The organism is Rhodococcus sp. DK176, from assembly GCF_038447315.2.
GTDB lineage: Bacteria > Actinomycetota > Actinomycetes > Mycobacteriales > Mycobacteriaceae > Rhodococcus_F > Rhodococcus_F jostii_A.
Map to the genome: position 1 here is coordinate 304,432 of NZ_CP118323.2, position 22,376 is coordinate 326,807.

At 68.5% G+C, this 22,376-nt stretch carries 22 protein-coding genes and 1 pseudogene; 10 read left to right on the top strand and 13 right to left on the bottom strand.

Annotated features, from left to right (window positions below; translation table 11 throughout):
• The first annotated feature begins 12 nt into the window (after nt 1-12).
• The 6 genes from PSR88_RS40055 to PSR88_RS40080 all read left to right on the top strand — a co-directional run bounded on the left by PSR88_RS40055 (nt 13) and on the right by PSR88_RS40080 (nt 5,532).
• Nucleotides 13-2,124 (top strand): MMPL family transporter, encoded by a 2,112-nt coding sequence (locus tag PSR88_RS40055; RefSeq protein ID WP_083853057.1) that lies wholly within the window; start codon nt 13-15, stop codon nt 2,122-2,124.
• A 93-nt stretch (nt 2,125-2,217) separates the two neighbouring features.
• Nucleotides 2,218-2,487: a metal-sensitive transcriptional regulator gene (locus PSR88_RS40060; RefSeq protein ID WP_016881487.1), complete on the top strand. Its 270-nt coding sequence runs from the start codon at nt 2,218-2,220 to the stop codon at nt 2,485-2,487.
• 34 nt (nt 2,488-2,521) lie between these two features.
• Nucleotides 2,522-2,770 carry a DUF2892 domain-containing protein gene (locus tag PSR88_RS40065; RefSeq protein ID WP_016881488.1) on the top strand — a complete coding sequence of 83 codons (249 nt, stop codon included), beginning with the start codon at nt 2,522-2,524 and terminating at the stop codon, nt 2,768-2,770.
• A gap of 90 nt (nt 2,771-2,860) precedes the next feature.
• Nucleotides 2,861-3,274 carry a DUF302 domain-containing protein gene (locus tag PSR88_RS40070; RefSeq protein ID WP_016881489.1) on the top strand — a complete coding sequence of 138 codons (414 nt, stop codon included), beginning with the start codon at nt 2,861-2,863 and terminating at the stop codon, nt 3,272-3,274.
• A gap of 43 nt (nt 3,275-3,317) precedes the next feature.
• Nucleotides 3,318-4,091, top strand: coding sequence for a sulfite exporter TauE/SafE family protein (locus tag PSR88_RS40075; protein ID WP_016881490.1), 774 nt, complete (start codon nt 3,318-3,320; stop codon nt 4,089-4,091).
• A gap of 88 nt (nt 4,092-4,179) precedes the next feature.
• A complete protein-coding gene (locus PSR88_RS40080; protein WP_016881491.1) occupies nt 4,180-5,532 on the top strand; it encodes an MBL fold metallo-hydrolase in 1,353 nt (450 codons plus the stop codon).
• A gap of 414 nt (nt 5,533-5,946) precedes the next feature.
• On the opposite strand, the gene PSR88_RS40085 is transcribed toward PSR88_RS40080, so the two are convergent.
• Nucleotides 5,947-6,609 carry an ArsR/SmtB family transcription factor gene (locus tag PSR88_RS40085; RefSeq protein WP_016881492.1) on the bottom strand — a complete coding sequence of 221 codons (663 nt, stop codon included), beginning with the start codon at nt 6,607-6,609 and terminating at the stop codon, nt 5,947-5,949.
• 90 nt (nt 6,610-6,699) lie between these two features.
• Between PSR88_RS40085 and PSR88_RS40090 the strand changes: the two genes are divergently transcribed.
• Nucleotides 6,700-8,064, top strand: a complete 1,365-nt coding sequence (locus PSR88_RS40090; RefSeq protein ID WP_016881493.1) for an MBL fold metallo-hydrolase — start codon at nt 6,700-6,702, stop codon at nt 8,062-8,064.
• A complete protein-coding gene (locus PSR88_RS40095; protein WP_016881494.1) occupies nt 8,061-9,374 on the top strand; it encodes an MFS transporter in 1,314 nt (437 codons plus the stop codon). The genes PSR88_RS40090 and PSR88_RS40095 overlap by 4 nt, the downstream gene beginning before the upstream one ends.
• Nucleotides 9,375-9,403: 29 nt before the next feature.
• On the opposite strand, the gene PSR88_RS40100 is transcribed toward PSR88_RS40095, so the two are convergent.
• The 9 genes and pseudogenes from PSR88_RS40100 to PSR88_RS40140 all read right to left on the bottom strand — a co-directional run bounded on the left by PSR88_RS40100 (nt 9,404) and on the right by PSR88_RS40140 (nt 16,885).
• Entirely contained in the window at nt 9,404-9,862 is a 459-nt protein-coding gene (locus PSR88_RS40100) for an SRPBCC family protein (protein WP_016881495.1), read from the bottom strand.
• Nucleotides 9,862-10,347 carry an SRPBCC family protein gene (locus tag PSR88_RS40105; RefSeq protein WP_029538664.1) on the bottom strand — a complete coding sequence of 162 codons (486 nt, stop codon included), beginning with the start codon at nt 10,345-10,347 and terminating at the stop codon, nt 9,862-9,864. Before PSR88_RS40105 ends, PSR88_RS40100 begins: the two co-directional genes overlap by 1 nt.
• Nucleotides 10,348-10,365: 18 nt before the next feature.
• Nucleotides 10,366-10,692 (bottom strand): annotated as a pseudogene (locus PSR88_RS40110) (ArsR/SmtB family transcription factor); the annotation flags it as partial.
• 50 nt (nt 10,693-10,742) lie between these two features.
• Complete coding sequence (locus tag PSR88_RS40115) at nt 10,743-11,003, bottom strand: hypothetical protein (protein ID WP_029538666.1); 261 nt, start codon at nt 11,001-11,003, stop codon at nt 10,743-10,745.
• A 158-nt stretch (nt 11,004-11,161) separates the two neighbouring features.
• On the bottom strand, nt 11,162-12,313 hold the full coding sequence (locus tag PSR88_RS40120; protein WP_016881498.1) for an MFS transporter: 1,152 nt from the start codon (nt 12,311-12,313) through the stop codon (nt 11,162-11,164).
• 61 nt (nt 12,314-12,374) lie between these two features.
• Nucleotides 12,375-13,421 (bottom strand): cation diffusion facilitator family transporter, encoded by a 1,047-nt coding sequence (locus PSR88_RS40125; RefSeq protein ID WP_016881499.1) that lies wholly within the window; start codon nt 13,419-13,421, stop codon nt 12,375-12,377.
• Nucleotides 13,418-13,837 (bottom strand): ArsR/SmtB family transcription factor, encoded by a 420-nt coding sequence (locus PSR88_RS40130; protein ID WP_051004134.1) that lies wholly within the window; start codon nt 13,835-13,837, stop codon nt 13,418-13,420. Before PSR88_RS40130 ends, PSR88_RS40125 begins: the two co-directional genes overlap by 4 nt.
• Nucleotides 13,838-14,190: 353 nt before the next feature.
• The gene (locus tag PSR88_RS40135) at nt 14,191-15,447 is read right to left on the bottom strand and encodes an integrase catalytic domain-containing protein (RefSeq protein WP_016881501.1); all 1,257 of its coding nucleotides are present in this window, start codon (nt 15,445-15,447) and stop codon (nt 14,191-14,193) included.
• A gap of 181 nt (nt 15,448-15,628) precedes the next feature.
• Entirely contained in the window at nt 15,629-16,885 is a 1,257-nt protein-coding gene (locus PSR88_RS40140) for an integrase catalytic domain-containing protein (RefSeq protein WP_016881501.1), read from the bottom strand.
• A gap of 248 nt (nt 16,886-17,133) precedes the next feature.
• Here PSR88_RS40140 and PSR88_RS40145 point away from each other — a divergent pair, with 248 nt between their 5' ends.
• Nucleotides 17,134-18,564 (top strand): glutamate--cysteine ligase, encoded by a 1,431-nt coding sequence (locus PSR88_RS40145; RefSeq protein ID WP_016881502.1) that lies wholly within the window; start codon nt 17,134-17,136, stop codon nt 18,562-18,564.
• 356 nt (nt 18,565-18,920) lie between these two features.
• A complete protein-coding gene (locus PSR88_RS40150) occupies nt 18,921-19,193 on the top strand; it encodes a WhiB family transcriptional regulator (protein WP_016881504.1) in 273 nt (90 codons plus the stop codon).
• Between the two features lie 93 nt (nt 19,194-19,286).
• On the opposite strand, the gene PSR88_RS40155 is transcribed toward PSR88_RS40150, so the two are convergent.
• The 3 genes from PSR88_RS40155 to PSR88_RS40165 all read right to left on the bottom strand — a co-directional run bounded on the left by PSR88_RS40155 (nt 19,287) and on the right by PSR88_RS40165 (nt 22,342).
• Nucleotides 19,287-21,491, bottom strand: coding sequence for a heavy metal translocating P-type ATPase (locus PSR88_RS40155; protein ID WP_016881506.1), 2,205 nt, complete (start codon nt 21,489-21,491; stop codon nt 19,287-19,289).
• A 1-nt stretch (nt 21,492) separates the two neighbouring features.
• Nucleotides 21,493-21,777: a DUF1490 family protein gene (locus tag PSR88_RS40160; RefSeq protein WP_016881507.1), complete on the bottom strand. Its 285-nt coding sequence runs from the start codon at nt 21,775-21,777 to the stop codon at nt 21,493-21,495.
• A 292-nt stretch (nt 21,778-22,069) separates the two neighbouring features.
• Nucleotides 22,070-22,342, bottom strand: coding sequence for a hypothetical protein (locus tag PSR88_RS40165; protein WP_029538669.1), 273 nt, complete (start codon nt 22,340-22,342; stop codon nt 22,070-22,072).
• Nucleotides 22,343-22,376 lie beyond the last annotated feature (34 nt).

The window sequence follows — 22,376 nt, forward strand, 5'->3', positions numbered from 1 at the left end:
CAGAGTTTTCAGATGCACTCTAACAGAGGTGTGCTCGGACGCATGGGTGCGGCCATGGCCGGCCACGCCAGCTGGGTGTTCGGCATCTGGTTGATCGTGCTGGTCGCCCTCGGTGCCGCGGCGCCCTCGGTGTTCAGCTCCCTCGCCGGCGCCGGGTGGCAGGCCAACGGCTCGGAATCGGTGCAGGTCCGCGAACTCGCGCAGGATCACTTCGGCGGCAATTCCTCGGCTGCGGTGCAGGTGGTCGTGCACTCGGACACCCAGACCGTGGACAGCTCGCAGATGCAGCGGACCATCCGCGAGGTCGGCACGGTCTTCGGGGGTGACTCGCGTTTCGGTGCGGTGATCGCGCCGCAGCCGGGGATGTCGATCAGCCCGGACGGGCACACCGGCATCCTGATCGCGGGCGCCAACGCAAGCGCCGACGACATGGTCAAGGCCGTCGACGAACACAAAGACGAGCTGACCGCCCTGTCCGGGGACGGGATCGAGGTATACCCGACCGGCGCATCCGCGCTCTGGAGCGACTTCAACAAGGCCAACCACGACGCGATGATTCAGGCCGAATTATTCTCCTGGCCGGTGACATTGGCGATCATGGTGCTCGCATTCGGGTCCCTCGTCGCCGCCGGACTACCGCTGCTGCTGACCCTGGCCGGGCTCGTCGCCTCGGCCGGAGGCCTGGTGCTGCTCAACGAGATCACCCCGATCTCGGTGTGGGCGATGAACTTCGCGATGATGTTCGCCCTCGCCCTGGGAATCGACTACGCCCTGTTCATCGTCGCCCGCTTCCGCGACGCGATACTCCACGCCTCCTCCCCGCGTGCCGCCGTGGCCGAAACCATGGCGACCGCGGGCAAGGCCGTGGTCCTGTCCGGAATCACGGTGCTGGTCAGCCTGTCCGCCGTTCTCCTCGTGCCCGCGCCGGCCGTGCGGACGATGGCCGTCGGGATCATGCTCGCCGTGTTCTTCGTGCTCCTTGCGTCGATGACGCTTCTGCCCGCTGTGCTGGGCACGCTCGGCGGCAAGATCAACGCCGGCTCCCTGCCCTACGCCAAGCGGCAAGTGCACCGCTCGCCGCGGTTCGCCGCCTGGGGCGCACTGCTGCATCGCCACCCGTGGCCGTTCGCGATCGGTTCCCTCCTGCTGCTGATCGCCCTGTCGATCCCGGTGCTCGGTCTCAAGGTCGCGATGCCCTCGATCGAAGTCGTCCCCACCGACGCCCCGGTCCGACAGGGCTACGAACTCGTCCAGGACCAGATGGGGGAGGGGGCACCGGGGATGCTGCAGATCATCGTCCCCACCGCGGAGGGCGCGGAGACCGCCGCAGCGGCCGCGGCCACGGACGGCGTCGCCATGGTCACCCCGCAACAGCCCGCCCCCGACGGCAGCGACTACGTGATGCTCCAGGCCATGCCGACCGTCGACCCCTCCGACGGGCAGATGGGCACGATCCTCGACACCCTGCGCGCCGACCTACCCGACGGCGCGTTGGTCGGCGGGGCACCCGCGGAGAACCTGGACCTGCAGCAGGCCCTGAACGACTATTTCCCGCTGATCGTCGGCATCATCCTCGCCCTGGGGTTCCTGCTGTTGCTGGTGGCTTTGCAGGCCCCGCTGATCGCCGTCCTCGGCACCGTGGTCAGCCTGCTCTCCACCGCCGCCGCGTTCGGGGTCGCGAAGCTGATCTTCCAGGACGGCCACGGCGCGGGCCTGCTCGGCTTCACCCCGCAAGGCTTCCTCGACGGGTGGGGACCGGTGTTCTTCTTCGCGATGATCTTCGCAATCGCCATGGACTACACCGTCTTCCTCCTCGCCACGGCCAAGGAGCACTACGAACGATCCGGGGATCCGGAGGTCGCCCACATCGACGGTCTCGCCCACTCGGGGCGGGTGATCTTCGCCGCCGCGGCGGTGATGGTGGCGGTGTTCTTCACCTTCGCCCTCGCCGACCCGCTGCCCCCAAAGGAGATGGGCATCATCCTCGGTGTCGCCGTGCTCCTCGACGCGGTGCTGATCCGGCTCGTGCTGCTGCCGGTGCTGCTCCGGCTGACCGGACACGCCGCCTGGTGGTCACCGGCCTGGCTGCGCAAGGTCCTGCCGAAGATCAGCTTCTCGCACTGAGGCCGGCCGAGAGGTGGCCCGGTGCGCCCAGCGCCACACGCGTGCAATACCCCCGGGGGTACAGTGGTGGGAGGTCTAGGAAAGGAAACCGCCATGGTCGGCGACGAAGACAGCATTGCATTGGTACTCAACCGGCTCCGCCGTGCCCACGGACAACTCGCCGGAGTGATCTCGATGATCGAGCAGGGCCGCGACTGCAAGGACGTCGTCACCCAACTCGCCGCCGTCTCCCGGGCCCTGGATCGCGCCGGGTTCAAGATCGTCGCCACCGGCCTGCGCGAATGCCTCACCGGGGAGACCGAGGAAGGTAAGGAGCCGATGACCGAGGCCGAACTCGAGAAGCTCTTCCTCGCCCTCGCCTGAGCCTCGCCCCCGACCTGCTCGCAGAAAGGCGACCATGGCCGACACACTCCACGCTCGCAGCTGGACGATCGAGCGGGCGGTCCCGCTACTGGCCGGAATCATGGTGCTCGCGAGCATCGCGCTCACCCTGGCGTTCTCGTCGTGGTGGCTGCTGCTCACCGGCTTCGTCGGCGCCAACCTGCTGCTGTTCAGCGCGGTGGGATGGTGCCCGGCAAGCCTGCTCCTGCACCGCCTCGGCGTACCGCGCCTCGCCGCGCCGTGTCCCGCCCACACGGGGCGATGACGGGCCGTGCTCCGTCCCCATTGGGGTGATGACCGGTGCAGACCGTCACCGATCACACTCGATTGCTCGACAGAAAGGTAGAACACGCTCATGACACTCGCACTGTCGACCACCCTGCACACCTCGTTCGCCGACGCGGTGGACCGCACCCGTAAAGCCCTGGCCGATCAGGGTTTCGGCGTGCTCACCGAGATCGACATGAAGGCCACCCTCAAGGCGAAACTCGGTGAGGACATGGAGGACTATCTGATCCTCGGGGCCTGCAATCCGCCGCTCGCGCACCGCGCGGTCACCGTGGACCGCCAGATCGGGCTGCTGCTGCCGTGCAACGTCGTCGTGCGCGCCGACCCCGCCGATCCGGGCACGGTGGTGATCGACGCGATGAACCCGCAGGTGATGGTCCAGGTCGCCGACCAACCCGGGCTCGGAGCGGTCGCCGACGACGCCACCGCCGCGTTGCAGGCCGCCATCGAAACCCTCTCCCGAGACACCGGCGACCGGTAACCAGACCCGACCCCGCACACGGGTTGGAAGCGAAAGGAGTTATGTGGACATCACGGTCGCACTCGCGCTCGGGGCGATCATCGGTGTCCTCCTCGGACTCCTCGGCGGCGGCGGATCAATCCTGGCCGTCCCCGCCCTGGTCTTCGGCCTCGGTCTCGACCTCGAACAGGCCATCCCGATCTCCCTGCTGGTGATCGGTATCGCTTCCCTCGTCGGCGCCATCCCGAAAATGCGCGAGCACCAAGTGAACTGGCGCATGGTCGGGGTCTTCGCCGCCTGCGGTATTCCCGCCACCTTCGCGGGCAGCGCGGTCGGGCGCCTGCTGCCGCAATCGGTGGTCATGATCGGCTTCGCGGCCGTGATGGTCGTCGCCGGGATCCGGATGCTGATGGACCGGGGTGAGACCGGCACCGCCTGCGAGGTCGGGGACTCGGGGATCGACTGGCGCCGCTGCGCCCCCCGATCCGTCCCCGCCGGGGTCGCGGTGGGCTTTCTGACCGGCCTGTTCGGTGTCGGCGGCGGTTTCTTGATCATCCCGGCCCTGGTGCTGATGCTCGGCCTGGAGATGTCGGTCGCGGTCGGTACTTCGCTGGTCATCATCGTCGCGAACTCGGCGGCTGGTCTGATCTCGCACTTGAGTGGCGCGAGCATCGACTGGGCGATCACCGCCGCGTTCGCGGGCACCGCGGTCGTCGGGTCGCTGATCGCCGGTCATTTCGGCACGAAGGTCGACACCGATCGGCTGCAGCGGTGGTTCGCCTATCTCGTCTTCGTCGTCGCCGCGTACGTGCTGGTCGACACGATCATTCTCCGCTGACGCGGCGGCCGACCAGACCGCAGTACTGCTTAAGAATGCCCTCCCGGGTATGCGAACCAATTGAGAACATGTGAGGAAGGTACGAGTCATGGACGTGTCGATCATCGAGACCTCCAGTCTGGGCGATCGCAGTTACCTGGTCAGCGACGCCGGCGTGGCCGTCGTCGTCGACCCGCAACGCGACATCGACCGGGTGCTGGCCCTCGCCCGCGACCGGGACGTGCGGATCACCCACGTCCTCGAGACCCACATCCACAACGACTACGTCACCGGCGGCCTCGAACTGGCCCGCACCGTCGGCGCCGAATACGTCGTCCCCACCGGCGACGACGTGGGCTACCAGCGGCGCGCCGTCGGGGACGGCGACGTCATCGACGCCGGCCCCATCCGGCTGCAGGTCATGCACACCCCCGGGCACACCCACCACCACGTCAGTTACGTACTCCGTGACACCGCCGGCACCCCCTACGCAGTTTTCACCGGTGGCTCGATGCTCTTCGGCACCACCGGCCGCACCGATCTCCTCGGGGACGAGCACACCCAGGAACTGACGCACGCCCAATATCATTCGGTGCGGCGCCTGGCCGACGCGCTCCCCGCCGACACCAAGGTCTACCCCACCCACGGGTTCGGCAGCTTCTGCGCCGCCACCCCGGCCACCGGCGACTCCTCTACCGTCGGTGAACAACGCAGCACCAACCCCGCGCTGACCCAGGACGAGCAGAGCTACGTCGACGAACTGATCGCCGGTCTGTCCGCCTACCCGGCCTACTACGCCCACATGGGCGTAATCAACACCCAGGGGCCGGCCCCGGTCGACTTGTCACTGCCCAGACCCGTCGACCCGGACGAGCTCCGCCGCCGCATCGAGGACGGGGAATGGGTCGTGGACCTGCGTGAGCGCACCGCCTTCGCCGCCGGCCACCTCGGCGGCACCCTCGGCTTCGAGCTGTCGGACTCGTTCGTGACCTACCTCGGCTGGCTCTACCAGTGGGGTGCGCCGCTGACCCTGATCGGCGAGAACGAGGACCAGGTCGCCGATGCCCGCCGCGAACTGGTCCGTATCGGCATCGACGTCCTCGACGGCGCCGCGGTCGGCGAAATCCACACCCTCGTCGCCGGCACCGAACTGCGGTCCTACCGGGTCGCCGACTTCGCCGCCCTCGGGGAGGTGCTGCGCGAGAAGGGCATCACCGTCCTCGACGTCCGCCAACGCCACGAATACGCCGAGAGCCACATCGACGGGGCGATCAACATCGCGCTCCACGAACTCGCCGACCGCCTCGACACACTCCCCGACGGCGAGATCTGGGTGCACTGCGCCTCCGGCTACCGCGCCTCCATCGCCGCCTCGATGATCGACCGACCCGAACGCACCACCGTGCTGATCAACGACGACTACGACAACGCAAAGGACACCGACATCATCAGCACCGCGTAGGTACTGTTGCATCGTTCCGTTGGGCCCGAACCATTACCACTGGTCGCAGTGGAGATCGGCTCGCTCCGTGGCACCTCATGTGTGGCCCGGACAGAGGAGATCTCGCCCATCCGGCGGCGGTGAGCCATCGTCGCACCGGCTGATTGGCTTTCGACATAGTTTCTCGACACGGTTCTCGACGCACCCGGTCGAAGTTCAGGGCGGGTGTCGGAAAACCGATTCTCGACGGGCCGATTGGTGGTCGAGGGCGCTAGGCGCGGGGGACAGTTCAGCGGCGATGGCGGCGACCGCCCATTGTCGAGTGACCGACCAGGACCGCCAGCGTGCGCGCTGCTGCGGGATCTGCTGCGAACTCATCGATCACCTCGGAGGTTTCGGGGACGGGGCCCGCACAGACGCGGCCGGGTTTTCGGCTCAGGTCAGGGAGTCGACCGGCAGGGCAGCCAGCCGCCACTCGAGCATGCCGTCGGCCAGCCGCGCTGCACGGCGGCCGTGGTCGGTCAGCAGCCGGACCGCGTCGTGGGCGAGCACGCAGTAGGCGCCGCGGCAGTAGGCGACGATCTCCTGATCTTCGGGTAGGTCGGCGAGGTGATCGGCCAACTCGTCCAACGGAATCGACACCGCCCCGGGGATGTGCCCGGCCTGGTATTCCTCGCGGGGGCGCACGTCGAGCACCGTCACCTTCCCGGACCGGGCCCGCTCGAGCAGCTGGTCCTTGCTGACGTGTTCGGTGTCGGCCGGGCCGAGATACGCGGCGCGGGCGGCCTCGACGTCGGGCAGGTGTTCGTTGGCGACCGTGCGGACCAGCGCGAACAGCTGCGCCACATCGGCGCCGGCGAGCCGGTAGAACACCTTGGTGCCCGCGCGCCGGGTGGCGACCAGGTTGGCCTGCTTGAGGGTCTGCAGGTGCGCGGACGCGGTGGTCAGCCCCAGCTCGCAGGCGCGGGCGAGCCCGTCGACGGAGCGTTCGCCCTGGGCGAGCAAATCGAGCAGTTCGAGCCGCTTGCCGCTGCCGAGCGCCTTGCCGACGCGGGCGAACTGGTCGAACAGTTCCGTCTTCGCGATCCGATCACCCATGGCATTCTCCAATCATCTTTGGAATAGTGTAGAACATGGATCGGGTGTTCCGCCCGGAATGCCCACGCACGCCGAGGCAGGGAGAAGGCCATGGCCGGGATCGATCTGGTGCCGCTCGTCGACGAGGGGCTCGGCAACTCCGCGTATCTGGTGGATCTGGGGGACGGGCGGGCGTTGGTGGTCGACGTCAGCCGGGACCTGCGGGCGGTGCACGCCGCGGCCGCCCGCCGCGGGTTGACCGTCGCGTTCGCCGCCGACACCCACCTGCACGCCGACTTCCTCTCCGGCGCCCACCAACTCGCCGCCACCTTTGGGACGCGGGTGCTGGCCTCGGCGGCCGGGGACCGGGAGTTCCCGCACACCGGGCTGCGCGACGGCGACGAGGTGGACCTCGGCGGGCTGCGGCTGCGGGCGTTGATGACGCCCGGGCACACCCACGAACACCTGTCGTTCCTGCTCCTTGACGGCGACACCGAGGTCGGGGTGTTCACCGGCGGATCTTTGATCGTGGGTTCGGCCGCCCGCACGGACCTGATCTCGCCGGAGCGCACCGAGGCCCTCACCCGCGCCCAGTACGCCTCCCTGCGCCGGATCGCCGCACTGCCCGGCGAGGTCGCGGTCTGGCCCACGCACGGGGCGGGCTCGTTCTGCTCGGCCCCGCCCGGCACGGAGCGCACCAGCACCATCGCCCGCGAGCGCGCCACCAACCCGCTGCTCGCCGCCGCCGACGAGGACGCGTTCGTGTACCAGATGTTGGGGTCGTTGGGCAGCTATCCGCCGTACTTCCGCCGGCTCGGGGAGATCAACCGGCTCGGCCCACCGCTGCTCGACCGGGATCCGGTGCTGCCGGCCCTGACCGTCGACACCGTCCGCGACCGGTTGGCCGAGGGCGCCGCCCTGATCGACGTGCGCCCACTGGCCCGGTTCGCGGCCGCGCACATCCCCGGTGCGCTCTCGATCCCGCTGCGCCCGGTGTTCGCCAGCTGGCTCGGCTGGCTCGCCTCGACCGACCGGCCCCTGATCATCGTCCGCGACCCAGACCAGGACGCCGGCGAGATCGTCTGGCAGGCAGCCAAGATCGGGTACGACAACCTGATCGGCGAACTCGACGGCGGCGTGGGCGCCTGGACCGCCGCCGACCTCGAGGTAACCGCCACGGCGCTGACCGGCCCCGACGCCGTCGGCACCGGCGTTCGGGTTCTCGACATCCGGCAACGCCCCGAATATTTGGCCGGGCACCTGCCCGGCGCCGTCCACATCGAACTCGGCGCCCTCCCGGGCCGGGTCGACGACCTGCCCCGCGAGCCGACCGTGGTGATGTGCGGGCACGGGGAACGCGCGATGGGCGCCGCCAGCCTCCTCGAACGCGCCGGCCACCGTCAGCTGACGGTGCTCGAGGGCGGCCCCGGCGACTGGGCCGCCGCCACCGGGCGCACCCTCGAGACCGGCGCATGAGCAGAGACCGGCCGAACACCACCAAGCCCCGGCCGATCCGACTCGGCCTGGGCCCCAACCTCGCCCAGTTCAGCCTGCTCGTCGCGGTCAACGCCCTCGTCGGCGGCATGGTCGGCCAGCAACAGACCGTGCTGCCGCTGCTCGCCGAGAACGAATTCGGGCTGACCGGCTACACCTTCATCTTCACCTACGTGGCCGCGTTCGGAATCACCAAGGCCGCCGCCAACTACGTCGCCGGAACCTTCTCCGATCGCTTCGGCCGCAAACCGGTGCTGCTGGTGGGCTGGCTGTTCGCCATCCCCGTCCCACTGATGCTCATCGCCGCCCCCAACTGGTGGTGGGTCGTGGCCGCCAACGTGCTGTTGGGCATCAACCAGGGCCTGACCTGGTCGACCACCGTGGTGATGAAGATCGACCTGGTCGGCCCCGCCCGCCGCGGCCTGGCGATGGGACTGAACGAGGCCGCCGGCTACGGCGCCGTCGCCGTCAGCTCCCTGATGGCCGGCTACCTCGCCGACCAGTACGGGCTACGGCCCGCCCCGTTCCTGCTCGGAATCGCCTACACCGCACTCGCCCTGGCGCTGTCCGGGGTGTTCATCCGCGAGACCCGCGACTACGCGCGCCTGGAAGCCACCCAGCACACCCCGCGTGCCGACGGAATGCACGATCATCTGCACGCGGATCTGACCAACCGGCAGATCGCCGCGGCCACCAGTTTCACCGAGCCCGCCCTGTCCTCGGCGAGCCAGGCCGGGCTGGTCAACAACCTCAACTTCGGGCTCTCCTGGGGCCTGTTCCCCCTGCTGTTCGCCACCGCCGACCTCAGTCCCGGGCAGATCGGTGTGCTCTTCGCCCTCTATCCCGGCGTCTGGGGCGCCGGACAATTGGTCACCGGCGCCCTGTCGGACCGGATCGGGCGCAAACACCTGATCACCACCGGAATGAGCCTGCAAGCGGCAGCGTTGGCGCTGATCGCCGCCTCCCACGGCCTCACCGGATGGGCTACCGGGACGGTGCTGCTCGGGGCCGGGACCGCCATGGTCTACCCCACCCTGCTCGCCGTGATCGGGGACGTCGCCCACCCCGCCTGGCGCGGCCGCGCCGTGGGGATCTACCGGGTCTGGCGCGACAGCGGCTACGCCGTCGGCGCGATCCTCGGCGGCATCGTCGCCGACCTGATGGGACTGCACGCCGCGGTGTGGGGCGCCGCCGCGGTCAGCGCCGCCTCCGCCCTGGCCGTCGCGGTCCGCATGTACGAAACCCACCCCACACCCCTCCGCACGAGCACGCAGCGGGCCCCGAAAGGATGAGCCCCACTAGTGGGGAGGATGTACTCCGCCTAGTTCGGCTGTGCCGGTGACGCTTCCAGGCGCTGCTTGAGCGTGGCCAGGTTGCCCGGCATCTCCTTGCGGGCCTGGGGGCGCACCGCCAAGGGCACGAGCACTTTCCCGATCCCGTGGCCTTCGAAGTCCACCGCGATCGTCACCCGGGAGCGGGCTCCGGAGTCGAGCGGGTCGACGGTCACCTCCACGACCGCACGGATCGGCCCGTCGACGCCGTGCACACCCCAGGTACTGGGCGGATCGATATGCGTCAGTTCGGACGTGACCGGGCGTTCGGCGAACCCGATACGGCGGGTGGTGAGGCATTTCTCGCCGACCCGCGGGGCCGCGTCGCCGTCCATGTGGCCGCTGACGACACCCTTCTGCCACTGGGCGAAGCGGGTCGGGTCGGTGACGTAGGCGAACACCTGCGCGGGCGGGCGGTCGACGTCGATGCTGGTGGTGATCGGTGCCATCAGGACTGCTCCTTGTCGACGACGTCGAGGTAGCGCTGCAGGTAGAGCGGCCACCCGGCGTCGTGGCCGACCCCGTCGCGGACCGCTTCCCACCCCTGCCCGTGGCGCTGCAGGTGGCGATGCTCGAGCTCGACCCGGGTGCGGTCGGCGGATTCGGCGATGAACCGGACCTCCACCTCGCTGGTCTTGGCCGGGTCGGTCTCGATCTGCCAGTGCCCGTTGATGTCCCAACTGAACACCACCCGGTGCGGCGGCTCGTAGGCCAGCACCCGCGCCCACCGGCATCGCGTGCCGTCCTCCCCGCGGTCGTAGATGTGGCCGCCCACCCTCGGTTCGAACACGGTCTCGGCGATCGGGACCGCCATGATGTTGTGCTCACGCGGCTTGATGGCATCGAATCGCTCGATGAACAGCGCGAATGCGCGCTCCAGACCTGCGTTCACCACGATCTGCTGCTGCACCGGCTCGGTGTGTGTCTGTGTCATGACCTCTCCTGCGGGTTGTTCGACCGCGTCCTTGTAGGCGGTCAGGGCCTGGGCCCAGAACCGGTCGAGCTGCGTGCGCAGCACGCCGATACCGGCCGGGTCGAGGTGATAGATGCGGCGGGTGCCGACCGCCCGGTCGCGGACCAGCCCAGCGTCTTTGAGCACCTTCAGGTGCTGCGAGACCGCCGGTCGGCTGATCGGCAGCTCGCGGGCGAGTTCACCGACCGCGCACGGGCCCTCGGCCAGACGCTCGAGGATCGTGCGCCTCGTGCGATCGGCGAGCGCGCCCCATTCGTCTCCAGCTTGGTAAGTGTCTACGAACGGTAGGTCTTCGCTTACGCACACTGGATGTCAGAGATGACCAGTCATCCCGCCACCGCCACGCCGGAGCGGCGTCACAGAGAGTTGACGCCCTGCAGGACCAATGTTGTGCAGACCGGAATCAGCAGACCGAAGCTGATGGACGCCAGCCTCGCGCCCGTGGTGCGGTGGTTGTCGATACCGAACATGATCAAGCCGGTGAATCCGATCAGTGACGCGATGAAGAGAAGGTAGAGCGCGGGTACGACGCGAACACCAAGGAGTCCGACGGCGGCGGAGGTGGCGACCCACGCCCACCGCAGATCTTCGACGTCGAGCTTGGACGCTGCCCGCATCACCGCCACCTCGCTTGTACTGAAGTTTACCCAGGTCAGTGGCCGCTCTCGTCGTCGCTTTCGTTAGGCGCCACCGCGAATCCGCACCTGCGGGCACAAGACCCAGAATCCGCACCTGCGGGCATGAGACCCGTTGGGGGCAACGCGACCGGAGAAGCTCAGTCAAATGCGGGATCGGCGTTCTGGCCACGGCCGCGGCAGGTCAACACTGACGGGGACGCCACGATCAGCACGGCCAGCACCGCATAGCCGGCGGTGAGAGTGGCGGCCGTGGCCGCCCCGGCGACCAGCAACGGTCCCCCCGCGTCACCGAGTTCCCGGCCGAGCTCCGCGGCCCCCATCGTCTGCCCCATCCGCTCCGCCGGCGTCGAGGTGCCCAGAGTCGCAAAGGCCAGCGTGGTGATCAGGCCGGTACCGATCCCGATCCCGATCGCGGCAAGCAGCACCCCTGTCAGGCCCGGCAGCATCGCGCAGCCCAGCCCTGCGCCGGTAATGAGGAGGCCGGCGGTGATACCTGTGCCGGTCGAGAGTCGGCCCGCGTCCAATGCCCGTCCCGCGCGGGGCTGCACCAGCGCAGCGCACGCCGCGAGGACCGAGACCGCGGCGCCGGTCACGACCGGACCGAGCCCGGCCGCGGCCCCGGACACCGGCAGAAAACCCACCCCCACCGACAGGGCGGCGGTCGCCGCGGCCAGCGCGGCGGTCGGCCGCAGGAACGATCCCTCCGACAGGCGGCGGACCAGGTCCACCACGGTTTGCCGGGACCGCGGCAGCGGCGGAACCGGCGGCACCGCAAACCCCGCCCACATCCCGACCACCGCCGCGAGAACCGCCATGACCGCGAAGAGCAGCGGCAGCCCTCCCACCCACACGACCACGCCGCCGAGCAGCGGACCCAGGGTGTAGCCGAGGCTCTTGTAGAACCCGTAGCTGCCAAAAGCGCTGCCCTGCTGCGATCTCGGGTTCATCCGGGCGACCAGCGCACTGGCCGCGGGCGAGAACGCGGACGCCCCCGCCCCCTGCCCGAGCCGGGCCAGCCACAGCCAGCCCGGATCATCGACCACCACGAACACCCCGGACGCGAGGGCAAACGCGATCAGGCCGCCGATCAGTACCGGGCGGGCGCCGACCCGGTCCGCGATCGACCCGAACACGGGCTTGAGCACGACCTCGGCGCCGTCGTAGAGGGCCAGCAACACACCCAGATACAGCAACGAACCAGCTAGATCCCCGGTCTCCGAACCCAGATTCGCCGCGATCCCGTGTGCACCGAAGGCGGTGGTGAAACCCGCCGCGTACAGCGGCCACATCCGCCGCCGCGGTTCCACTGCCGGCGCGCCACACACTTCCGGTACATCCACGAGGTGTCGGTCAGTGCCGGCCGGCGGCGACGGGGCTGTGCGCCGGGTAGGCGTGGACGAGCGCGGTGGACAGTTTCGGCACCGCATGGGTGAGGGTGTGTTCGGCCTCGTGCGCCAACCGGTGCGCGTCGTCGAGGCTGGTGTCCGGGTCGATGTCGAGTTCGACGTCGGCGTGCAACCGGTGCCCGATCCACCGCATCCGCACACTGCGCACATTGCGCACCCCGGGCTCGGCGGCCAGCGAACCCTCGGCGGCATCGACGAGTTCCGGATCGACACCGTCCATCAACCGCCGGAACACATCCCGCACCGCGGTGCGCAGGACCGCGACGATCGCCACGGTGATGATCAGTCCGACGATCGGGTCCGCGAGAGGGAAGCCGAGGGCCACCCCGCCGGCGCCGAACAACACCGCCAGTGAGGTGAAACCGTCCGTGCGGGCATGCAGTCCGTCGGCGACCAAGGCGGCGGAGCCGATCTGGCGGCCGACCCGGATGCGGTAGAGGGCGACGAGTTCGTTGCCGAGGAATCCGATGAGCCCAGCCGCGGCGACCCAACCGAGGTGCTCGATCGGGACGGGATTGATCAGCCGGCGCACCGCCTCGACCCCGGCGATCACCGCGGACAGGAAGATCATCGCGACCACGAACAACCCGGCCAGATCCTCCGCCCGCCCGAAACCGTAGGTGTAGCGGCGAGTCGCTGCGCGCCGCCCCAACGCGAACGCGATCCACAACGGGATCGCCGTCAGGGCGTCGGAGAAGTTGTGGATCGTATCGGCGAGCAGGGCCACCGAACCCGAGATGGCCACGATCGCCACCTGGGCGAGGGCGGTGATCCCCAGGGCCACCAGGCTGATCTTGACCGCGCGGATACCGATCGCACTCGATTCGAGCGCATCATCGACACTGTCCGCCGCGTCGTGGCTGTGCGGGGCGAACACCTCTCGTACCGCCGCCCGAAACCCGCCACCCTGGCCGTGGCCCTGGCCCTGGCCCTGGCCGTGGCCGTGGCCGTGGCCGTGACCATGTCCGTGGTCCTTGGATTCGTGGGTCATGCCGGACCGCCGATCTCGCCGAGGATGGGTGTTGGAGCGGGACCGGGATGGAGGACGCGCAGCTCGCTGTCGTCGCGGTGATGCCCCGGCACGCCTGGGCCGGCGTGTTCGGCATTGAACACCGCGTCGGACACCAACTGGCGCACATGGTCGTTCTCGAGCCGGTAGAACACCGAAGTGCCCTCCCGGCGGGTTCGGACCAGCCGGGCCATCCGCAGCTTCGCCAGGTGCTGGGACACCGAGGGGGCGGGTTTACCTACGTGTTCGGCCAACTCGTTGACCGAGCACTCCCGATCGACCAACGCCCACAGCACCTGCACCCGCGTCGCATCGGCCAGCATGCGGAACACCTCGACCACCAGATCTGCCTGGTCGTCGGGTAGCCGCCGCCGACAAACACCCTTATCTGCATTCATACGCAGATAATAGCCGGAAAGGGTGCAGGGTGCAGCCACCGGCCGGGTCCATCAGCGGCAGGGCTTGTGCGGGTGGCAGTCACACCGTGGGTCCAACCGCCGTTGGGTTCGAGCGCGGATGTTGTCGAGGGTTCCCGGCGCAGGGGAAGAGGCCGCGGCGGTTGCGGCGAGGGGATGATGCCGTCGGCGGTGACATGATCAGCCTTCGGTGGCGGCGTCTTAGCGGGTGACCGGTCTGACATCCTGTTGCGCGACTTCGCGTCGCGCAGATGCGCGGCACGTAGTGCCTCAAGTCAAGATGCCCGCGAAAGCGGAGTGGTGCCTCAACTAGAAATGCCCGCCAAGCGGGTGGGTCAGGAGACCTTGATCCGGATGCCTTTGCGGACGTCGGGTAGGGCCGTGGGAATCGAATCGAGGTAGAGCTGTTCGGTCTTGTCCTTGGCGAGTTTGAGCAAAACGGCCTGCAGGTCGGCGATCTGGCGGCCGATGGCCGCGGGGTTGAGCGAGTCTCGGTAGGCGACCAGCTCTACCTGCTGGGTCGAGGTGAGCACCCGTGCTGCGAGCAGCCGGTCCAGCGGCGTCTTCGGCTTGTCGTAGAGCCGGGTACGTCGTCCGTTGCGGTCGGTCCCGAACCCGACCGGTTTCTTGGTCGGGGTCAGGTAGTTGAGCCGGTCGTTGACCAGCCGCCAGAGACGGTTCAGCGCGGCCCGTTCCTCGACTGTGTCGTAGCGGTAGTAGAAGCCGTACTTGCGTACCAGGTGGTTGTTCTTCGACTCGATGGTGGCCTGATCGTTCTTCTTGTAGGGCCTCGATCGGGTGAAGAAGATCTCCCGTTCGCCGGCCCACTTGATCACGGCCTTGTTCAGGAACTCGCTGCCATTGTCGAAGTCCAGGCCGGTCACCTCGAACGGGACCTCATCGACGCCTGCTTTGAGTGCACCCAGGATGTGGACGTGGGCGTTGTTGCGCACGGTGGACGTGAACACCCAGCCGGTGTGCACGTCGGTCAGGTTCAAGGTGCGGGCGAACTCGCCCTTCAACGTCGGCCCGCAGTGCGCGACGGTGTCGCCTTCGAAGAACCCCGGCTCGGCTTCAACCTCGTCACCGGACTTGCGGATCTTGATCGAACTACGCAGCAGCGGTGAGGGTTTAGTCGTCGAGATTCCCCTGATCCGGTCGGTGGCCTTGGCCGGTTTGAGGTACCGGTCGATCGATGCCGGCGACATCGACAGCAGTTCCTCCCGGACCGTCCGGCTGTACCGGTCGAGGCCGTCGACGAGTTCGCCGTGGCGTTCGAGCCCATCGAGCTGGATTGTCATCGACGCGGCGAGGTACTTCCCGCACTGTCCACCCGAGGCAGCCCACACCCGCTGCAGCACCTTCACGGCGTCGTAGGAGTACTTCGGTGCCCGTTGCTTCCTCGGCGGCTCGACGACCCGCCGGCCAGTTCCCGGTGGCCGTTTCGCGGCCGCGACCAGCCGACGTCGGGCGTTGTCCCGCGACCAGCCGGTCACCGACATCACCTCGTCGAGGACTCGGCCCTTGTCCGTCTTGCTGGCCTTCACATACGCCTTCGCGTACCTGCTGGTGACCTCGGCACGAGACTGCATCGACAACCCATTCCTCATGCCCCACCACACTCACCGTTTCGCGGGCATTCCTACGTGAGGCACGGAGAGGGGTTTCGCGGGCAGTTTTCGTGAGTCTCGTCGCGGCACGTAGTGCCTCAAGTCAAGATGCCCGCGAAAGCGGAGTGGTGCCTCAACTAGAAATGCCCGCCAAGCGGGTGGGTCAGGAGACCTTGATCCGGATGCCTTTGCGGACGTCGGGTAGGGCCGTGGGAATCGAATCGAGGTAGAGCTGTTCGGTCTTGTCCTTGGCGAGTTTGAGCAAAACGGCCTGCAGGTCGGCGATCTGGCGGCCGATGGCCGCGGGGTTGAGCGAGTCTCGGTAGGCGACCAGCTCTACCTGCTGGGTCGAGGTGAGCACCCGTGCTGCGAGCAGCCGGTCCAGCGGCGTCTTCGGCTTGTCGTAGAGCCGGGTACGTCGTCCGTTGCGGTCGGTCCCGAACCCGACCGGTTTCTTGGTCGGGGTCAGGTAGTTGAGCCGGTCGTTGACCAGCCGCCAGAGACGGTTCAGCGCGGCCCGTTCCTCGACTGTGTCGTAGCGGTAGTAGAAGCCGTACTTGCGTACCAGGTGGTTGTTCTTCGACTCGATGGTGGCCTGATCGTTCTTCTTGTAGGGCCTCGATCGGGTGAAGAAGATCTCCCGTTCGCCGGCCCACTTGATCACGGCCTTGTTCAGGAACTCGCTGCCATTGTCGAAGTCCAGGCCGGTCACCTCGAACGGGACCTCATCGACGCCTGCTTTGAGTGCACCCAGGATGTGGACGTGGGCGTTGTTGCGCACGGTGGACGTGAACACCCAGCCGGTGTGCACGTCGGTCAGGTTCAAGGTGCGGGCGAACTCGCCCTTCAACGTCGGCCCGCAGTGCGCGACGGTGTCGCCTTCGAAGAACCCCGGCTCGGCTTCAACCTCGTCACCGGACTTGCGGATCTTGATCGAACTACGCAGCAGCGGTGAGGGTTTAGTCGTCGAGATTCCCCTGATCCGGTCGGTGGCCTTGGCCGGTTTGAGGTACCGGTCGATCGATGCCGGCGACATCGACAGCAGTTCCTCCCGGACCGTCCGGCTGTACCGGTCGAGGCCGTCGACGAGTTCGCCGTGGCGTTCGAGCCCATCGAGCTGGATTGTCATCGACGCGGCGAGGTACTTCCCGCACTGTCCACCCGAGGCAGCCCACACCCGCTGCAGCACCTTCACGGCGTCGTAGGAGTACTTCGGTGCCCGTTGCTTCCTCGGCGGCTCGACGACCCGCCGGCCAGTTCCCGGTGGCCGTTTCGCGGCCGCGACCAGCCGACGTCGGGCGTTGTCCCGCGACCAGCCGGTCACCGACATCACCTCGTCGAGGACTCGGCCCTTGTCCGTCTTGCTGGCCTTCACATACGCCTTCGCGTACCTGCTGGTGACCTCGGCACGAGACTGCATCGACAACCCATTCCTCATGCCCCACCACACTCACCGTTTCGCGGGCATTCCTACGTGAGGCACGGAGAGGGGTTTCGCGGGCAGTTTTCGTGAGTCTCGTCGCGGCATTGCGGTGGGCCGCCGGGCGCGCGTACATTGGGATTCGCGGATCGAGATCGTCTTCGGCAACGATGAAGGACTTGAGAAGCAGAGATCCGGCCGAGAATGTGTCAGCATTCCCGGCCGAACCCCTGTCTGGGGCGTGTCCGGTGACCTTCCCCGCGTCAGCGCACCCGAAGACGTTCGCCCCCTGGGTGATCGCGGCCGGCACGTCGACGGTGTTCCGGGCGGCGCTCTCCTTTGCCCTGGTCACACCCGCACAGGCGTGGAACGCTGACTCTATGGAGGTAGTTCCGCGAAAGGCCGAGTCGCAGACGTCGAGGGCATCCGTTCTTCCCGCGGGTTCCGCCGAATACACTGCGTCGGGTGTCCCTCCCACGATCGGGGTCGAGGAGGAGTTCATCCTGGTCGATTCCCACACCGGCGCACCGCACGTCCGCAACGCCGCGGTCGCGGCGGCCGGCACGGCGCTCGGCATCGATCTGCAACTCGAACTCTCGCAGTGCCAGATCGAAACTTCCACCCCGGTCTGCGCGCGGATATCGGACCTGGATCGGGAGCTGCGCAGGGCCCGATCCCTCGCCGCCGCCGCGGCCGCCCGGTCCGGGACCCGATTGCTCGCCACCGGGGTTCCCGTGCTCGGGCCGTTGCCGCGGGCGATCACCGACACCCCGCGGTATCGGCGGATGGCCGACGGGTTCGGCGCACTGGCTGAGCAGGTGATCTGCGGCTGCCACGTCCATGTCTGCGTTCCCGACCGGGACACGGCGGTGCAGGTCAGCAATCACCTGCGCCCCTGGCTGCCCGCGTTGTTGCCGCTGACGGCGAACTCGCCGATCTCCGCCGGCACGGACACCGGATATGCCAGCTGGCGGCACATCCTGTGGGCGCGGTGGCCGAGCGCGGGACCGCCACCGTATTTCCGGTCGGCGCGAGACTACGACGCCGCGGTGGCGACGATGCTGGACTGCGGCAGCATCCTCGATCCGGCGATGGTCTACTGGGATGTGCGGCTGTCGGCTCATCTGCCCACTATCGAGATTCGCATCAGCGACGTCCCCGCCACCGTGCACGAGACCGTGCTGCTCGCCGTCCTGGTCCGGGCCTTGGTCGCAACCGCAGTTTCCGCACTCGACCGCGGGCGTCTCGCCTGCCCCGTCGGCGACGACCTGCTGCGGGCGGCGTGCTGGCGCGCCGCCCACGACGGTCTGACCGGACACGGAATCGACCCGACCTCGCAACACCTGGTGCCGGCAGCCCGGCTGCTGGGCCGCCTTCTCGCGCACGTCCGCACCGCCCTCGAGGACACCGGCGACTATGCGTGTACCCGGGCGGCGGTGGCGGGGGTCCTGGCCCACGGCAACGGCGCCGTCCACCAGCGACGCGCCCTGCACACCGGCACCCTCGCCGACGTCGTCCGCACGGTCGCCGAACGCACCGCCGAAACCTGCCCGCCCGAGTACGACCACTGGGCAGCCCCGGATCCAGCCTCGCATCCGGCCGATGCCCCCGAATCGCCTGCGCCGGCTTATGAACGCACCGTGTCTCCGGCGACCCGCAAACTTTCAGGCGATCAATGAGGCACACAGGCCGGTGTTCCGTACTGCCGATGTCCTGCTCCCGCAGAGGGCGGACTACGGGCATTCCCTCGCGGCGGTCAAGCGTCCCGGGCCGGTGCGAGAAGTCACGAAGAGGAGAGTAGACACGGACGACGCCGTGCACGGCCGGAGAGCGCTTTTCGAGGACGATCCGTCGTACCTTCAGCACCGGATCACGAAGGCCGGAATGGGTACCGACGAGGACGGGCCACAGCGGCACTATTGGCAATGGTTACCATTAGTGGATGAGTGCCGCACCCCCAACTTCACTGTCACCACCGTTTGTGGTCGCGTCGCCATCCCCGAGAACGCACCCGCCGGGTGACCCCGGCGGGTGGATGACCCGCGCGTGGTGCCTCGGCGCCGATACCGGAATGTTCTTCTCGCCCACCGGCGAAGGCCGCAAGGCGCGGGATCGTCGCGAGAATGCCGCGAAGACGCTGTGTGCACAGTGCCCGGTCATTGACGCGTGTCGGAACTATGCGCTCACTGCGGGCGAGACGTATGGCGTGTGGGGCGGCACGACGGAGAAGGAGCGACGGCGCGCGGCAGCTCAGAGTCGGAAGCGGCGTGATGTGCACCGGGTTGCGCGGCGCGGCCGCGCGGAGTGACACCGCGTGACTCAGCGGACTCGTCGCCGATGTCATCCCGGCAACCCGGGGATCTGCTCGCTGCCGTGGCTGAGGCGCAACCGTCCAGTGCGGCTATGACGACGTCGGTTCGGTCTGCCGATCCGAGCGCCGCGGTTGTTGCAGCTGGTAGGTGATCAGGCGCGAGCTGTTCGCGACGACCGCGACGGAAGAGGCGTTGTGCAGGATCGCTGCCAGGACCGGGGACAGGGCGCCGCCGGCACTGACGAGCAGTCCGATCGCGTTCACCGCGATCGCCATCGCATAGTTCTGCTGGATCAACGCGACCGCGTGTGCCCCGAGGTCGCGCACATCGAGCAGCCGCCGCAGATCATCGCTGGAGAGGGCCACGTCCGCGGTCTCGACGGCAACGTCCGTCCCGGCCAGGCCCATCGCGATGCCGATGTCCGCGGCAGCGAGCGCCGGCGCGTCGTTGGTGCCGTCACCGACCATCGCGACCGTGTACCCGTCCTCCTGCAGTCGGCGGACCATGTCGAGCTTGTCCTCCGGCATCACCTCGGCCTGCCACTCGTCGATACCCAGCTCCGCGGCCACCGCCGCCGCGGTCATCGGATGATCGCCGGTGAGCATCACGATTCGCCGGATGCCGTCGGCCCGCAGCCGCGACAACACCTCGAGGGCCTCGGGTCTCACCTCGTCGCGGAGACTGATCAACCCGACCAGCTTGCCGTCGACGGCCAGCAGCAACGGGGTTTCGGCCCGCTGCTGGAGCTTGCCCACCCAGTCGGCCACCTTCTTCGACACCCGCACCTTCTCCTCGCGCAGCAACCCGTCGCTGCCCAGCAGCAGTGTCCGCCCGTCCGCCCAGGTGCGCATGCCGAGCCCGACCAACACCTCGCACTCCTCGTGCGGTGGGATCACGATGTGCCGTTCCTCGGTGGACCGGATGACCGCCTCCGCCAGCGGGTGCCGCGAGTGGATTTCCGAGCTCGCCGCATAGGCGAGAACCTGCTGAGGTTCCCAATCCTTGGCGAAGGCAATCACATTGGTGACAATCGGACGGCCGATCGTGAGGGTGCCGGTCTTGTCGAAGACCATGGCGTCGACGCGCCCGGCCTGCTCGAGGTGGGAGCCACCCTTGATCAAAATGCCGCGGCGAGCCCCGTTGCCGATGGCGGCGCTGATCGCGGTGGGTGTCGACAACCCGACCGCGCAGGGGCAGGCGATCAGCAGCATGGTCATGGCGCGGCGCACATCGCGGGTGAGGACGAGGGTGAGCGCGGCCAGCGCGAACGACGCCGGCACGAACCGCCGGGAGAAGTTCTCGCCCACCGTCTGGATCGGGGCGCGGTGGTCCTGCGCCTGCTCGACCTGGGAGATGATCCGGCCGATGGTGGTCTCGTTGCCCACGGCGGTGGCCCGGACGACCAGGCGTCCGCGCAGCACCACCGAACCGGCGTGGACGAGGTGATCGACGGAGGTGGCGATCGGCAGCGTCTCACCGGTGATCGCGGACTGATCCACGATCGCCTCCCCATCGACCACCACCCCGTCCACCGGGATCGCGACGTGGTCGTGGACCACGATCTCGTCACCGACCTGCAGGGAGTCGATATCCACCGAGATCTCACTGGCATCGGCAAGACGGATCCAGGCCGTGTCCTGGGTTCCTTTGAGGAGATCGGAGATCGCGCGCCGGGTGCGGCGCAGCGTGAGCTCCTGGAGGTACTCACCGATGTTAAGTAACCAGAGCACGGTCAGAGCCACCACATTCTCCCGCAGCACCAGGCTGGCCACGGTCGCGGCGGAGACGAGGGCATCGGTGCCCGCCGACCGGTTGCCGGTCAGCGTCCGCAGCGCCCCCTTCAGGAACGGGTAGCCGGTGAAGATGGTGGCGCCGGTGGCGAACAGACGACTCGACGGGCCCAGCAGCGGCGCCCGGCGCAGACCGTACCGGCGGACACCGAGCAGAATCAGGGCGGCGCCGCCGACGGCCATCCGCACGATGTCGGCGTTACCGACCTCGGCCGAACGCGGCGACCGGTCCGGCACCCGCGACCACGGGGTCTGCTCGCCGGCCGCGATCGCCTCCAGCAGCTCGGCGCGGTCGAGCCGCCTCGGCGAATACCACACCACCACCGACGCCGTCCGCGGGTACGCGTGCACCGCCCGCACCCCGGAAATCTTGGCGACAGCGTCCTCGATCGCCACCGCCCGCCCCGGGCTCGCCCGCAACCACGACAGATGCACGCGGATCCGGCCCGCCGCATCCGAGACGACGACATCGGTCGGGATGTGCGGGGCCGGCGCGTCGGGCATGTCAGTGACTGTGGCCGTGACCGGTGTCCGGCTCCGCCGGCGGGGGCACCTCCTCGCCGATCCGCCCCCTGGCCTCGGCGACCACATCGCCGACCTTCAGGCGTGCCGACTCGGCACCCTCCTCCGCCTTACGCGCCCCACGCAGTCCCCACGCGGTCGCGGTGACGGCCGCCTCGTGCAGCGGCGCCCTCGCGATCACCGTGCGGACCGCGTTGTACGCGGCGACACCGACGGCACCGGTCACGACGGTGGACGCGGCCTTGGCAAGCAGCACATGAAGGGCCATACCTCATCGTCACACTTCAAGCGACGATCCGCACCGGATCAACCTCCGTCCCCAGATCGCCGACGTGCCCTTTGTCGTGGGACGCGTGCCTCTGCGATCGAGCGGTCCCGGCTGTTCGGCCGCTCGGTATCAGTACTCGTAGGTGTTCGTGGGGCTGGTATCCGCTGGAGGTCGTTGACCGTGGGCTGTCCACGGAAAAAGCTGCTGGACGCTGTACTTGCACATCGAGGCTCGCCCTCGCCCATGCCCGCGGGCACGCGGTCTCTCACGGTGTGTCGTTTGATCGGCCGGTTCAGGTCTGGTCGTTGCGGCGGGCTGCCCGGGCGTTCTCGTGAGCGACTATTGCCTCCTGCCAGTCCCGATCGGTGACGACGCCGTGGTCGCGGGCGGCCGGCGGTGGTACACCGAGCCGCGCGCCGATCTGCGCCCACGACATGCCCGCCGCGAGAGCCTCGGTCATCGCCCGGGTGAGGAGATCATCGGTCTGGGCGCCACCGGAGACGGCACCGGGGACATCAGAGTCTCCGGACGGCGGCCCATGGTCCGCTCGGATTGGCTTCTCCATTCATCCGACTGTATACGGCGTCATTGCCGGATTC

What these genes read in the sequence shown, in the direction of transcription:
- PSR88_RS40060 (WP_016881487.1), top strand. Translation starts at nt 2,218, where the DNA reads ATGGTCGGCGACGAAGACAGCATTGCATTGGTACTCAACCGGCTCCGC.
- PSR88_RS40090 (WP_016881493.1), top strand. Translation starts at nt 6,700, where the DNA reads ATGGCCGGGATCGATCTGGTGCCGCTCGTCGACGAGGGGCTCGGCAAC.
- PSR88_RS40165 (WP_029538669.1), bottom strand. Translation starts at nt 22,342, where the DNA reads ATGGAGAAGCCAATCCGAGCGGACCATGGGCCGCCGTCCGGAGACTCT.
- PSR88_RS40155 (WP_016881506.1), bottom strand. Translation starts at nt 21,491, where the DNA reads ATGCCCGACGCGCCGGCCCCGCACATCCCGACCGATGTCGTCGTCTCG.
- PSR88_RS40100 (WP_016881495.1), bottom strand. Translation starts at nt 9,862, where the DNA reads ATGGCACCGATCACCACCAGCATCGACGTCGACCGCCCGCCCGCGCAG.
- PSR88_RS40140 (WP_016881501.1), bottom strand. Translation starts at nt 16,885, where the DNA reads ATGCAGTCTCGTGCCGAGGTCACCAGCAGGTACGCGAAGGCGTATGTG.
- PSR88_RS40065 (WP_016881488.1), top strand. Translation starts at nt 2,522, where the DNA reads ATGGCCGACACACTCCACGCTCGCAGCTGGACGATCGAGCGGGCGGTC.
- PSR88_RS40085 (WP_016881492.1), bottom strand. Translation starts at nt 6,609, where the DNA reads ATGGGTGATCGGATCGCGAAGACGGAACTGTTCGACCAGTTCGCCCGC.
- PSR88_RS40135 (WP_016881501.1), bottom strand. Translation starts at nt 15,447, where the DNA reads ATGCAGTCTCGTGCCGAGGTCACCAGCAGGTACGCGAAGGCGTATGTG.
- PSR88_RS40150 (WP_016881504.1), top strand. Translation starts at nt 18,921, where the DNA reads ATGACCCGCGCGTGGTGCCTCGGCGCCGATACCGGAATGTTCTTCTCG.
- PSR88_RS40120 (WP_016881498.1), bottom strand. Translation starts at nt 12,313, where the DNA reads ATGTGGCCGCTGTACGCGGCGGGTTTCACCACCGCCTTCGGTGCACAC.
- PSR88_RS40095 (WP_016881494.1), top strand. Translation starts at nt 8,061, where the DNA reads ATGAGCAGAGACCGGCCGAACACCACCAAGCCCCGGCCGATCCGACTC.
- PSR88_RS40115 (WP_029538666.1), bottom strand. Translation starts at nt 11,003, where the DNA reads ATGCGGGCAGCGTCCAAGCTCGACGTCGAAGATCTGCGGTGGGCGTGG.
- PSR88_RS40055 (WP_083853057.1), top strand. Translation starts at nt 13, where the DNA reads ATGCACTCTAACAGAGGTGTGCTCGGACGCATGGGTGCGGCCATGGCC.
- PSR88_RS40160 (WP_016881507.1), bottom strand. Translation starts at nt 21,777, where the DNA reads ATGGCCCTTCATGTGCTGCTTGCCAAGGCCGCGTCCACCGTCGTGACC.
- PSR88_RS40125 (WP_016881499.1), bottom strand. Translation starts at nt 13,421, where the DNA reads ATGACCCACGAATCCAAGGACCACGGACATGGTCACGGCCACGGCCAC.
- PSR88_RS40080 (WP_016881491.1), top strand. Translation starts at nt 4,180, where the DNA reads ATGGACGTGTCGATCATCGAGACCTCCAGTCTGGGCGATCGCAGTTAC.
- PSR88_RS40070 (WP_016881489.1), top strand. Translation starts at nt 2,861, where the DNA reads ATGACACTCGCACTGTCGACCACCCTGCACACCTCGTTCGCCGACGCG.
- PSR88_RS40105 (WP_029538664.1), bottom strand. Translation starts at nt 10,347, where the DNA reads ATGACACAGACACACACCGAGCCGGTGCAGCAGCAGATCGTGGTGAAC.
- PSR88_RS40130 (WP_051004134.1), bottom strand. Translation starts at nt 13,837, where the DNA reads ATGAATGCAGATAAGGGTGTTTGTCGGCGGCGGCTACCCGACGACCAG.